This window comes from Gluconobacter kanchanaburiensis NBRC 103587, assembly GCF_007988905.1.
GTDB lineage: Bacteria > Pseudomonadota > Alphaproteobacteria > Acetobacterales > Acetobacteraceae > Gluconobacter > Gluconobacter kanchanaburiensis.
Genome location: NZ_BJVA01000001.1, coordinates 317,058 through 329,777, shown reverse-complemented (window position 1 = coordinate 329,777; position 12,720 = coordinate 317,058). Strand labels below are relative to the sequence as shown.

Sequence of the window (12,720 nt, the reverse complement as noted above, 5' to 3'; positions counted from 1 at the left end):
GGATCAGACAGGAGTTTCAAGATGAGCACCAATCCGCTCAAAGACGATCCCAAGCGCGACGCCGCGATCCGACACGAAGCGCACCTTCTGTGGGAAGCCGACGGAAAGCCGGACGGTGGCCCCGAAGCCTACCTCGAAAAAGCGACCGATCTGATCGCCATCAAAGGCGTGCCGCAGGGCACCCCGGTCAAGGATCTGCCGCCGGTAGAACTGGACGGCGTAGAAATTGATGATGCGCGTGCAGGCATCGACCTGAACGCAGACCCGAACCACAATTTCGACTGAGTGTGATTCACGCCGCGCCTGACAAAGGCGCGGCAACTACAGGGCTTCGGCCCTACTTCAGAACACGGCCCGCAACGGCATCGAGCTTTGCAACCAGCTTCGGGTCGCGCGCGGCAGGCGCCGTAATGATCGCATGATCCAGAGCCCGTTCGGCACTTGCATCAACCGGACGCTTCTTGCCTAAAGCTGGAATAACAGCCTTCACAAGACGACGCGCATTCTCCGCATTGCCCGTCATGACCTTCACGACCGCCTCGACCGTCACGCTGTCATGCTCGGTATGCCAGCAGTCGAAATCCGTGACCATTGCAACAGTCGCGTAGTTCATCTCTGCTTCGCGTGCGAGCTTGGCTTCCGGCATGTTCGTCATACCCACGACCGAGCAACCCCAGGATCGGTACAGTTCGCTCTCTGCGCGTGTGGAGAACTGCGGACCTTCCATCACCAGATACGTCCCGCCCCGTGTGAACGGAATACCAAGCGCACTTGCCTCGCCCTGCACCACATCCAGCACGCGTGCCGAAACCGGATCCGCCATCCCGACATGCGCCACACAGCCCGTGTCGAAAAAGCTCTTCTCACGTGCGAAGCTACGGTCGATGAACTGGTCCACCAGCACGAAATGCCCCGGCGGCAGCTCTTCCTTGAGCGATCCCACCGCCGAAAGTGACAGGATATCCGTTACACCCGCACGTTTGAGTGCATCGATATTGGCGCGAAAATTCAGGCGCGACGGCGGAATGGGATGCCCCCGCCCATGACGCGGCAGAAACACGCACTGCACGCCTTCAAAAGTGCCGAACAGCAGTTCGTCGGACGGCTCACCCCAGGGCGTTTCCACCCGGCGCCACTCCTTGTTCTCGAGTCCGTCGATATCATATAGTCCCGAGCCACCGATCACACCGATGACGGGCTGGATTTCCTGTTCCGAAGACATGTCTGTTCCTGACTGGTGGTTGATCTGCTCGCCAGTTCTGGACCACGAGACGGCCCGACACGCAAGCCTTGCGGCCCATACCCGGTGTATTTCAGCATTCAGAGAAACTTTTTCACAAAACGCTGCCATTTTTACGAAATGAAAAACGTCTTTGCGCCATCGTCCCGCCACGGATCACCGGCAGGCATGCATCAGCTAACTGTTCGGCGACGGCACGATTTGCTAGGACACTGCGCGTAACGAAGTTTTGTCCTGTATAGACGGGGGAAGAAAAAATGGACCAGATCAGCCCCGGTTTCGTCGAAACCGTTCGTCCAGACGTGCCTCACGACGCCCTCAAGCAGGACGCCAAAGCCTGGTTCGAAACCCTCCGTGACCGTATCTGCGCGTCCTACGAAAAACTCGAAGACGAAGCCGCTGAAGGTGGATCGCAGGTCCTGCGTGACCGCACCGCTCCCGGCCGCTTCGAGCGCACGGCCTGGAGCCGCCCCGAAGGCGGGGCCGGTGTGATGTCTGTCATGCGTGGGCGCGTGTTTGAAAAAGTCGGCGTCAACGTCTCGACCGTCTGGGGCGAATTCTCCCCAGAATTCCGCAAGAATATCCCCGGCGCCGACGAAGACCCGCGCTTTTTCGCAACCGGCGTTTCGCTCGTCGCCCATCCGTGCAACCCGCATGTCAGCGCGGCGCATTTCAACACGCGCATGATCATCACGACCAAGGGCTGGTTCGGCGGCGGCGGCGACATCACCCCGATGTTCCCCGAAAGCGCAGAAGCACAGTCAGACGCGGCCTATTTCCACAAATCCTTCGAAGATGCCTGCAACCGGCACGATCCGGAGCACTATCCCCGCTTCAAGGAATGGTGTGACCGGTATTTCCATCTGCATCACCGCAACGAACCGCGCGGTCTGGGCGGCATTTTCTACGATCAATTCTACACTGGCGACGCCGATCTTGATTTCGCGTTTACCCGGGATGTCGGCATGGCGTTTCATGATGCCTATCCTGCGGTCGTACGCCGCCGTATGTTCACACCCTGGACGGATGCCGACAGGGACGCACAACTGATCCGACGTGGCCGCTACGTGGAATTCAATCTCCTCCATGACCGCGGCACGCTGTTCGGCCTCAAAACGGGCGGCAATACTGAGGCCATTCTCATGAGCATGCCGCCGGAAGTCCGCTGGCCGTGAAACTGACCCGACGTGCAGCCCTCGGGGGACTGGCAGGCCTCGCAGGCGCGACCTCCGGCCTGAAAACCCCGGCATGGGCCGCCGCTGCAACGGACGTGCAGCTTCTTCTGGGCGGCACGCTAACCTCCATTCCCGGACAGTTCGCAGAACTCGCGAATGCCGCGCTCTCACGATCCCTGGATCTGGACACCCCCCTCGAACTGACCCCCGATATCGGTCAGGACGGAGTGCGCGCCGCCAACCTGTTCGACGCCAACAGCGCTCCCGACGGCAACACTGCTCTCGCTTTCCCGGGATCCACCCTACTGGCCTCCCTGACAGGGGACACGCGCGTTCACTACGATTTCGGGCGCTGGACGCCGGTTCTCGTAGCATCCACGACCACTGTCGTGATCGCACGCACCGAACTGCACAAGACTCTTCGCAGCCGTCTGACGGGTTTTTTCCATGATCACCCGGTGCGTCTGGCTGTCTCCCATATCGGCGGTCCGGAACTGAATGCGCTGATGGGCCTGTCATTACTCGGCCTCCGCCCCATTCCGGTCGTGGGCTACGTCGACTCTTCCGCAGCCCTAAGCGCCCTACATGCCGGGGACGTGGATGCAGTCCAAATTTCTCCGTACACGCTCGATCGCCCGCTAGATGACGTTCTGGCCAACCTGCCTGAAGGAACAGGCGCGATCTATTACACCGGGGATCTGACCGACACCCATTCGAGCAACATTCCGATTTTTCTGGAAGCCTATCAGCAGGCACGCCGCCGCGCTCCTGAAGGCCCCTTCTATCACGCATGGCAGGCTGTCTCCGCTTCCGCAGATACAGCCATGGCAATCGCCCTGCCGATGCTGACCCCCCCGGAAGTCGTCGGGAAGTGGAGCCGGGCGTGCTCTGCAACCGTTTCAGATTCAGGCGTCCGGCACTGGGCAGATCTGCACCATTTCAAACTGGCCACAGGCGAAAACGCTGAGCCGTTCCTGTCCCGGACTGTTCCCGATCTTGGCGCTACGCTGGCCCTGCGACGCTGGCTCGCCGTCAATACTCCACGGTGGCGACAGGGGCAGGAAACCCGTCACATCTGAACGTCAGCGACGGCGGGTCTTCAACAGAATCCGGACTGACCCATGATTGGCCGCATGAGGATGAACGACGGCCAGTACCATGGATCGCAAATCCCCACGCTGGAGCCACAGAGGGAGTTCACGGCGGATCTGACCACTCGTCTGACCACTGCCGAGCCCTGTCACAACTTCTACACAGCGCCAGTTCCTCGTTCGAGCCCTCTGCATGAAGTCATGCAGCCGCTCGAACGCTTCCTGAACGACATATCCATGCAGATCCAGTCTCGCATCCACTTTCATCTGTCCGCGGGACAACCGCTTCCAGCTCGTATCGTCCAGCCCCGGTGCCCGAACTCCTACGGACAGTTCTGAAGGACGCACGACAGGTCTGGCGGAAGGCGCACTGGCAGGCGAGATCCGTGACATTACGGCTCCGGAGTGCACCCCATCACGGGCTGGCAGTGACGGTACGGATTTTTCTACAGACGCGACAAAACGCGGGAACCTATACGGGGACCGGGGAGACCGTAACGGTCTGATGTCGCGGACAACCATCCGCCACAGCGTCTCCTCGTCTTCTCTCAGATCCCGTTTCGCCACACCATCCTCGCTTCCTGTCCGGCCTATCTTGTCCGACAGCCCTCCCGGGGTCCTGAGCATGTAACGGCTTCCAGCATGATTGAACAATATTCTTTCGGGATTTCAGGTCTTTTCCGACGCTGATAGGTTTATCGTCCGGCCTTCAACCGCTTACGGAACAGGATCATGAGCCACCTCACCCAGGAAGAACGCGACAGCCTGCCTGATAGTGCCTTTGGCCTTCCCGAGAAGCGTGCCTACCCGGTCGATACGCGGGCCCGCGCCAGTAACGCCAAGGCCCGCGCGACACAGGAATATGAACGGGGACTTCTTTCAACCGACGAGCGCGACCAAATCTACAAGGCGGCCGACCGCCGGCTTGCACAGGACGACTGACTGCGATCTTTCATAAATCATCAGCTCAGTCTGGGTCCGGAGAATTCAACCCAGGAAATTCACTTGACGTTAACGATCAGGGCGTCAGTCTCGTCTGAAGCTGACGCAAGCCTGCCCCGGCTGCATATTTCGGCTGCGCGCCCGGTTCAGACGAGACTGACAAAGGATTTCCTATGCCTCTGCATTATCCGCGAATGTTCTCTTTCCTGCTTGCAGGCACAGCTCTCTGCGCGGCTGCGCTCACAGATCCGGTGCTGGCAGCGGCTCCTGCCAGCATTCAGAAAACCACGGCGCACAAACCCGGCGCCCTCGTCGCCTCGGCTCCCCTTGCTGATCCTCTCGGCCTTCCAGATGCGGGACGTTCCCTGCGGATAACCTACCTGTCGACAAATGGCATTACTGGTAAAGGGCTGGTTCCCGTAACGGCAGAAATCATACTTCCCCCAGGACCGCCTCCCGAAGGCGGCTGGCCAATCGTTGCCTGGGCTCATGGCACAGTTGGCGTCGACGATAGCTGTGCCCCCTCACTCAACCCTTACAGTGACCGCAACAGCGCCTACCTCTCGACCTGGATGAAAAGGGGGTTCGCCATTGTCGCAACGGATTATCAGGGCCTCGGCACCCCCGGAACCCATGCCTATCTGGACACCCGCGTAGAAGCCTACAGCGTGCTGGACAGTCTCCGCGCAGCACTGAGCAGCGTCCCCGATCTTCAGAACAAAATCATGATCGTCGGTCAGTCCCAGGGTGGAGGGGCTGCGGTCGCCACAGCGGCTTACGCTCCCACCTATGCTCCTGAACTGGACATTCGTGGCACGGTCGCCACCGGCGCACCTTATGTGACACCTGAACTGCTAGGCGGTCTTCTGAAAGCGGCCGCACGTCCTGATGCGGGCTACAGTCCGCTTATCGACTATGTTTTCTATCTTGCCGCCGGCCTGGAGGGACATGACTCCCGCTTTCGCCCCGAACAGGCATTCACGTCAAAAGCGCTTGCTGTGTATCGCAACGCTGCCCACGAATGTCTGACGACACTTTCACGGCAAACAAAAGATGCAGGCCTGACGTTGCAGAACAGTCTTCAGCCGACCTTCCTGAAGGCCATGAGCCCCGCGCTGCAAGCCATGACCTTCCCGACCCTGAAGCTGGCCCAGCCTCTTTTTACCGGAACGGGCACGGAAGACCGGGACGTACCACCACCTCTGCAACTCGGGCTGGTGAAAGCTGCCTGTGCGGCGGGTTCCACTGTCCAGGCCCATCTCTACAAAGGGCTTGACCACAGCCAGACGGTCAATGCCTCCCTGCCGGACTCCGCAACTTTCACCACGGCCGTGATGTCGGGCAAACCGGTCTCTCCCCAGTGCACGCCCATTCCGCAGTAATCGCGGTCATCCCTTAAAAAAACGGCCCCGAAAATTTCGGGGCCGTCTCTTATCAGTTGGAAGCCGGAGCCTGTAGCGGCTGGTCAGCAGGCACATCCTTCAACGGAATGCCTTCGTATTTTCCCGTCAGCGTTCTGAGGAACGCCACGATATCCGCGACATCCTGATCGGCGATGTCCCGATCCGGGGTCTCGTAACGTGCCATCTCCCGCACGACCTGCTCCAGTGTGGTGGCCGAACCATCATGCAGCCACGGGCCGGTCAGTTCGACATTGCGCAGGTTCGGGACCTTGAACCGCGCCCGATCGCCTTCCGCATGGGTCACAGACAGGCGCCCTTCGTCGGCAGCCGTCAGCTTCGTGTGACGGTTTTCGAAATACGGGCCTTCCAACCCAAGAATCTCGTAAGCGTCACCGCCCACAGCAATACCGCTATGGCAGCCTGAGCAGCCGATTTCCTTGAAACGCTCATAGCCGCGCTTTTCCTGCGCCGTAATCGCCTTCGCATCGCCCTTCAAATACAGATCGAAACGGCTGTCCGGCGTGATCAGCGTTTTTTCATATTCCGCGATCGCACCCGTGATCGTGTCCTTATCGATCTGATCTGAGCCAAATGCCGCTTCGAACTGACCGGCATAACCCGGTGTGCTCCGAACATGCTCGGCCACCGTCGCCCAGTCATGCGAACCCATTTCGAGCGGATTCATGACTGGTCCTGCCGCCTGCTCCGCCAGATCCTTCGCACGACCATTCCAGAACTGGGACATGCTGAACACGGAATTATAGACGCTGGGCACATTGATCGGCCCCTTCTGGCCCCCAATACCCGTCGCAGTCGTCAGGTTGTCCACGCCGCCCTTGTCCAGACCATGACAGCTTGCACAATTGAGCGTCCCGTCACCCGACAGCCCCTTGTCGAAGAATAGCGCCCGGCCTAGCTCGGCCTTCTTCCAGTCCACGCCCACGCTCTCAGGAATTGGCTGGATCGGCTCGCCACGAAACTGCGCCGCCACACCCGGCGTCGCATAATAACGCTCGCGCTGTTCACGCACCCAGTTCAGGATGTCCACGCGCTGCTTTTCGTTCAGATGGGCGTGCGGATGCATCAGCAGATAAGCCGCAGGCGGCATACGGTTCTGAGTGATGACTTCCTCGATGCGCGAAAGCTGCTCAACAGAAGGCGGCTTGCCCTGCTGCAACGCAGCCAGCACCGGCGCATATTCGAAATGGCGCTGACCCTGCACCAGATCGCGCTTCATGATCTGATTGGCCAGCGGCAGGCTGAAATAGAACGGCAGGTTCGCATTCTGCGTATGGCAGTAATCGCAGCGCACTTCGCGCAGAGCCGTGAACGCCGCCATGGCCGTCGGGTCCTGTCGCGTCGGGCTGCTGGCAGGAAGCTGCGGTGCTCCAGCATGATCGAAATGCTCAAGATAAGTGACAGTCCCGCCCCAGGCGACAACGCCCAGCGCCACCAGACCGGCAATTCCCTTTATAATCGTGCTGGAACGCACCATTTTTCTCCTCATACTCACGGTGTCGTGACAATGTGGAAAAATGGCATTGCAAGTCAAAGTGATTGAACCTGTCAGAAAAACAGGTGCTGTCGATTAATCCTCGTCCTCATGATCGATCGCAGCGCGCACCCGCTTGCGCGCCACGTTCACATAAGACGTATCGGTATCAATCCCGATCCCCACACAGCCCATCCGTTCCGCCGCCACCAGCGTCGTGCCCGATCCCATGAACGGATCCAACAGCACCCCACCCGGCCTCAGCCCATGCAACCGAATGCAGGCTTCGGGAAGCGCCACCGGAAACGTCCCCGGATGGCTGAACTTCTCTTTGCGGCTACGCACGGTCTCATAGGGGATAAACCACGTATCACCCCGGCACCGTCGATCCGTAATGTGCTGACGGCGCACGATATTGCTCTTGTCCGTAAACGGCACACCCGCATCCAGCCGCTGCACCGGCACGTTCCCCGTCTTGGTCAGATGGAACACATGCTCATGATTACGATTGACGAAGCGCGCCGAATTCAGCGGCTTGAAATGCCCGTAAGTAATCTCACCCACCGAAATCGACTTGATCCAGGTGATGTGGTTCTGAAGCACGAACAGCTTGCGCAGCCGCGTCATCAGCTCGAACGGCAGCCAAGGCTGGGACGACGATCCCGCGATGTTCAAAAAGAACGAGCCGTCATCCTTCATCACCCGGCACAGACTGGTGCAGACATCCTCCAGCCAGTCCAGATATGCATCTTCCGGCAGCCTGTCCTGATACGTCCGGTACGGCACACCCAGGTTATACGGCGGCGACGTCACCACCACGTCCACGCTCTGCGCCGGCATACGCTTGAGAACCGTCGTACAGTCCCCCCGGATCAGCGTATGGACACCGAGCTTCTCCCGGCGACTGCGGATCATTGCGCCCCAGAACCCGGGGGCGAATCCGCAGGCTGCCGCGGCAGAAATAGTATCATACGCCCATGAGCATGAAGGTTCCCCGCCACGGACTGCGCAGTCGCGCCCCAGCCGGTGAACAGATCGGCGCGCCCGGCCCCCTTGATGTCCGTCCCAATATCCTGCGCAAACACCAGATGATCCCAGCTCACAGGCTGAGCCGCGCCATAAGGCAGCTTCGTCTCAACCCAGAGAGGCATCGCAAACGGCACCATGGACCGATCGACTGCCACAGAACGCCCGGCCGTCAGCGGCATCCCGAATGCCCCTTTCGGCCCCTGAGCCAGATCGCCGTCATCGCGACGGAAAAAGACATAATTCGGATTGCGCTCCATGACGGACATCATCCGGTCCGGATGCGCTTCGAGCCAGTTACGGATACTGTCCATACTGACCCCGTCTGCAGGCAGTTCGCCGTCCTGCACCAGAACACGCCCGAGCGGCACATAGGCCTGACCATTACGCCCGTCATAACTGACACGTACCTGCCCGCCATCCGGCAGAATCAGACGCCCTGATCCCTGGATCTGAAGGAAAAACAGATCGACCGGACTTTTCAACCAGGCGATCTCCAGCCCCTGCCCGTCCAGCGCTCCACCATCAATGGCCGCACGGTCATAATACGGCGCGAACTGTCCGTTGACCCATCGTCCATTGACCATCTGGCCATTGGTCGCCTTCGCCCGGACCAGATTACGCGGACGCCCGTAAACCGGAACCTGATACTCCCCCCCCCGCGTCAGGGACGCCGCAATCTGCGGTTCGAAATACCCAGTATAAAATGCGTCATCCGTCGCCTGATAGGGCTGAAACCACGTCTCCAGATAAGTCCGGCCATCCGTTGCGCTGGCCAGAGCCGCACAGGCGTTGCTCCAGTCCGAAACATGCCGTCCGTAAGGAATGCTCTCGCTGCCCCCAAGCACTGTTTCCGGCGGCAGCTGCGACAGACGACGACAGTCACTGCGCAAAAGCGGCATCAGGGACGTGAAATCTTCCTGCCCCCAACCTGCAAGGCTTTCATAACCTACCGGAGTGAGTGCCAGAGTGGAGGACGTATTCTGAGGAGTGCAGCCGCAAAGCACCCCAAATGTCAGCAGGGTCAGAATTTTTTTCATCGAGCGGCAGAAAATCCAGGGAGTAAGCAATAGAACACGGGACTTGTCAGGCCGGGCGTGAAGCCGCCAATCGCCATAGGGTGTCAGACTGTCCGGCCATCCGCTCGAAAAGCCAGAGGTCATGGAACTCGGTCACTGCCTCCGTGCCCAGCAGAGGCTCTCCCGCGCGATCCGTCAGGATATTCACCTGTCGCGACACGATCTGAACCTCGATTCGCGCACCTCTACTTCCGTCATCAACCGAAACGAGCATCGCATCGGGAATGGACAGACTTTCAATGCCCCGCAGATCGCTACGCTGGCTTTCACCAGCCTCGGAACGTGCATCAATCGCAGCAGAAAATGCGTCCATGGAAGCCGGCGTGAGCAGCTTTTCCAGCGCGACCCGGTCCCCGACTGCAAACGCGGGCACAATCTGCCGGAAGGACGTTTCAGCCTCCTTCAGAAAGCCTGCTGCTGAAAATCCGGGGAAAAGCCCCCCTATTTCGCCCAGCGCCTGCCCTACCCGCGTTGCGGGAGCGGGAATATCATATTCAACTTCGGGGATGGCGGGCGCATTTGAAGCCGCCTCGCCACGTTCTCCTGTCGCCTGTCCGGGAAGCGGAGGCGGCGTGCGGGGTCGGGACGCATCGGAAGGTGCGGCTTTCTTTGCCTTCAGGCCGAAACGACCGGCCTCCGGACGCTCCTGACGGACCCCCTGCATTCCAACACGGCGGCCAAGCACGCGATAGAGCCTCACCCCAAGTGCCGCGGCAAGCACGAAAAGAACCACAAGGTCCCAGGGAAAATGATGACCCGCGTGTTCCATAAGGCCGGCGGGAAGATGGATGTCGCTGGAAGACATGACGTCCTGTGTTTTGCAGTGTGTGCTGATAAATCTCTCACCATAGAGATAGGGTGCAATGCGCCCGATCTCAACCTTCTGTCCAGTAGAAGCGTGTCTTGGCGCGCAGCGGACATCATGCTACCGCCGAAGGATCGCAATCGTTCCAAATCGATGTCCGCCTCGGGGTTCGCCCCTGCGGACCCGGAGACCGTATGTCCGAGAACACGACCGAAAACGCCGCCCTGGGCCAGGAAAACGTGCCGCCCATGCCGCTGGCCATCAACCTGCAGTACACGAAGGACCTGTCCTTCGAGGTTCCGGCAGGCGCTTCGATCTTCACCACACTGCGCTCCGCTCCGCAGATTTCCGTCAATATCGACGTTCAGGCCAATCGCCTGGAAGACGAGCAGGCCGTTTACGAAGTCGCACTGGCCGTGCGTGCGGAAGCCGCTGAACCGCCGGCACAGGAAGGTGGACAGGCTGGCCGGACGGTGTTCATCGCCGAACTGACCTATGCTGCTGTCGTGACGCTGAACAACCCGCCGCAGGAACTCATTGAGCCGATCCTCCTGGTTGAAGTCCCGCGCCTGATCTTCCCGTATGTCCGCTCCATCGTCAGCGATGTCACACGGGATGGCGGCTTCCCCCCCGTCGTGCTCCAGCCGATCGACTTCGTTGCCCTGTGGCAGGCCAAGCGCGCCCAGCAGTTCCCGGAACCCGCCGGCGAAGCATAAGCCACAGCCTGATTAGACTACGGCCCCGATCTGCTCCAGCGGATCGGGCCACGTCACCGCGCGCCATTCCCCGGAATTCAGGCGCGCGGCAATGGCCTCTGACAAACAGAGCGCCCTGACGCGCCCCAGTGCGGCGACCTCCTCGCTACCCAGAGCATCCCTGAAGGCTTCCGCCGTTTTCCCGGAATACAGCATCACGGAATCGACGCGATTGTCCCGAAGAGCCGCCCGGACATCTTCCGGCAGTGCGGTTCGTTTGCAGGCGGCATAAACCTCGACCCGCTGTACGTTGAGCTCCCGCGCCAGCTCCACACCGTAGCCCACGCCACTCGCCAGAAGCACATCCGGACCGGTTATGCCGTGTCTCCGACAGAGCCCGGCCAAAGCCTGGGCATCCCCTGCCGCCGCCAGAATATTGGCAAACCCCGCTTCGCGCGCTCGGGCAGCGGTCTGGCCACCCACAGCAACAATAAGCCGGTCCTTCGGCCAGTCCCGCAAAGCCGGCAGAGCATTGGCGCTCGTCACCAGCACGGCCTGGAAAGGCGCGGGCACAATCGGTGCGAATGTCGTGATATCGAGCATGGGGCACGCCATGGCGTCCCATCCTTTTGCCCGAACCTGCGCCAAAGTAGCAGACAGCCCGGGCTCCGGACGCGTCACCAGAACGACGCGCCCCTCCCGAGACCGGTCAGTCGTCAGGGACGCCTCATGTCTTCAAAGATATTGGACGGCGTATCGCGACGGAGTTCATCCGCAAGTTCCGTCCCCATCCGGGCCGCGTCAAACGGTGCGCCCTCGATCTCCCGGCGCAGCAGGAAGGTCCCGTCTTCGCTGGCGATCAGGCCGCTCAGTTTCAGCACGCCCATCTCGATCCGGGCGTAACCGCCGATCGGCGTGCGGCACGACCCGTCCAGTTCGGCAAGAAGCGCACGCTCGGCCGTCGAAACGGCACGTGCCTCCGGATCTTCAATCGCAGACAGGAGCTCACGCAGTTCCAGATCGCTCTCACGAACCGTCACGCCCACAATCCCCTGACCGGACGCAGGAAGCATCTGGTCAGGTTCGAGCACGACATCGACACGGTCTTCCATGCCCAGGCGCCGCAACCCCGCAAGCGCCAGAAGCGTCGCATCGCATGCTCCGGCCCGCAACTTGTCCAGTCGCGTCTGCACGTTACCCCGCAGCAGTCCGAACCGCAGATCGGGCCGCACATGCAGCATCTGCGCCTGACGCCGCACGGACGCACAGCCGATCAGCGCACCCTCAGGCAGACAGTCATACGGACGTTCCGGATCGACCGTTACGGTCCGATCCCGCAGGATAAGCGCATCACGCGCATCCTCGCGCTTGAGCGTACAGGCCAGCACGATGCCCGGCGGCAGGTTGGTTTCCAGATCCTTGAGGCTGTGCACCGCGAAATCGATCCGCCCGTCCACCAGCGCCTCATGAATTTCCTTGGCAAAAAGTCCCTTGCCGCCGATCTCCGCCAGACGCTGCGCCTGATTGCGGTCACCCTCGGTGCTGATCTGGTATTCCTGAAACGCGCCCATGTCGCGCAGCACCGGACAGAACCGCGTCAGACGGGTCAGGAAGTTCCGCGTCTGGACCAGCGCCAGCGGAGACGCGCGCGACCCGACACGCAGAGGGAGCTTGCGGCCGGTAGGCGGCTCAGCGGCATGGGAACGGCGGACGGCTTCCGCCGCGACTCTCTGGAGCGCGTCGGAAGGCAGGACGGGAGCATTCATGAACGG

14 protein-coding genes are annotated in these 12,720 nt (G+C 60.7%); 6 read left to right on the top strand and 8 right to left on the bottom strand.

All coding sequences use genetic code 11. The annotated features are described in order from the left end of the window. Window positions 1–21 precede the first annotated feature (21 nt). The gene (locus GKA01_RS01525) at window positions 22–285 is read left to right on the top strand and encodes a DUF2934 domain-containing protein (RefSeq protein ID WP_146858495.1); all 264 of its coding nucleotides are present in this window, start codon (window positions 22–24) and stop codon (window positions 283–285) included. A gap of 52 nt (window positions 286–337) precedes the next feature. Here GKA01_RS01525 and GKA01_RS01520 read toward each other — a convergent pair whose 3' ends face one another. Beyond that, entirely contained in the window at window positions 338–1,222 is an 885-nt protein-coding gene (locus tag GKA01_RS01520) for an S-methyl-5'-thioadenosine phosphorylase (protein ID WP_146858493.1), read from the bottom strand. Between the two features lie 275 nt (window positions 1,223–1,497). Here GKA01_RS01520 and hemF point away from each other — a divergent pair, with 275 nt between their 5' ends. Beyond that, entirely contained in the window at window positions 1,498–2,415 is a 918-nt protein-coding gene (gene hemF / locus GKA01_RS01515; protein ID WP_146858491.1) for an oxygen-dependent coproporphyrinogen oxidase, read from the top strand. After that, on the top strand, window positions 2,412–3,494 hold the full coding sequence (locus GKA01_RS01510; protein ID WP_146858489.1) for a type 2 periplasmic-binding domain-containing protein: 1,083 nt from the start codon (window positions 2,412–2,414) through the stop codon (window positions 3,492–3,494). The genes hemF and GKA01_RS01510 overlap by 4 nt, the downstream gene beginning before the upstream one ends. Window positions 3,495–3,497: 3 nt before the next feature. On the opposite strand, the gene GKA01_RS01505 is transcribed toward GKA01_RS01510, so the two are convergent. Continuing rightward, window positions 3,498–4,133 carry a Smr/MutS family protein gene (locus GKA01_RS01505; protein ID WP_228119710.1) on the bottom strand — a complete coding sequence of 212 codons (636 nt, stop codon included), beginning with the start codon at window positions 4,131–4,133 and terminating at the stop codon, window positions 3,498–3,500. A 105-nt stretch (window positions 4,134–4,238) separates the two neighbouring features. Between GKA01_RS01505 and GKA01_RS01500 the strand changes: the two genes are divergently transcribed. Together GKA01_RS01500 and GKA01_RS01495 are read left to right on the top strand one after the other, a co-directional pair. Further along, a complete protein-coding gene (locus GKA01_RS01500; RefSeq protein WP_146858487.1) occupies window positions 4,239–4,448 on the top strand; it encodes a hypothetical protein in 210 nt (69 codons plus the stop codon). 173 nt (window positions 4,449–4,621) lie between these two features. Further along, a complete protein-coding gene (locus GKA01_RS01495) occupies window positions 4,622–5,830 on the top strand; it encodes a lipase family protein (protein WP_228119712.1) in 1,209 nt (402 codons plus the stop codon). 52 nt (window positions 5,831–5,882) lie between these two features. On the opposite strand, the gene GKA01_RS01490 is transcribed toward GKA01_RS01495, so the two are convergent. From GKA01_RS01490 to GKA01_RS01475, 4 genes are all read right to left on the bottom strand, one after another. Continuing rightward, window positions 5,883–7,346, bottom strand: coding sequence for a cytochrome-c peroxidase (locus GKA01_RS01490; protein WP_194265769.1), 1,464 nt, complete (start codon window positions 7,344–7,346; stop codon window positions 5,883–5,885). Window positions 7,347–7,439: 93 nt separating this feature from the next. Next, a complete protein-coding gene (locus GKA01_RS01485; protein WP_146858485.1) occupies window positions 7,440–8,258 on the bottom strand; it encodes a DNA-methyltransferase in 819 nt (272 codons plus the stop codon). Further along, window positions 8,255–9,409: a murein transglycosylase A gene (gene mltA / locus GKA01_RS01480; RefSeq protein ID WP_146858484.1), complete on the bottom strand. Its 1,155-nt coding sequence runs from the start codon at window positions 9,407–9,409 to the stop codon at window positions 8,255–8,257. The genes GKA01_RS01485 and mltA overlap by 4 nt, the downstream gene beginning before the upstream one ends. 46 nt (window positions 9,410–9,455) lie before the next feature. Continuing rightward, on the bottom strand, window positions 9,456–10,253 hold the full coding sequence (locus GKA01_RS01475) for a Tim44/TimA family putative adaptor protein (protein ID WP_146858482.1): 798 nt from the start codon (window positions 10,251–10,253) through the stop codon (window positions 9,456–9,458). A 194-nt stretch (window positions 10,254–10,447) separates the two neighbouring features. Here GKA01_RS01475 and secB point away from each other — a divergent pair, with 194 nt between their 5' ends. Then, window positions 10,448–10,969 carry a protein-export chaperone SecB gene (gene secB, locus GKA01_RS01470; protein ID WP_146858480.1) on the top strand — a complete coding sequence of 174 codons (522 nt, stop codon included), beginning with the start codon at window positions 10,448–10,450 and terminating at the stop codon, window positions 10,967–10,969. Between the two features lie 12 nt (window positions 10,970–10,981). Here the strand turns inward: secB and GKA01_RS01465 are convergent, their stop codons facing one another. Then, complete coding sequence (locus GKA01_RS01465; RefSeq protein ID WP_264789230.1) at window positions 10,982–11,629, bottom strand: uroporphyrinogen-III synthase; 648 nt, start codon at window positions 11,627–11,629, stop codon at window positions 10,982–10,984. Window positions 11,630–11,664: 35 nt separating this feature from the next. Next, window positions 11,665–12,714, bottom strand: coding sequence for a hydroxymethylbilane synthase (gene hemC / locus GKA01_RS01460; protein ID WP_146858479.1), 1,050 nt, complete (start codon window positions 12,712–12,714; stop codon window positions 11,665–11,667). Between the last annotated feature and the right edge of the window lie 6 nt (window positions 12,715–12,720).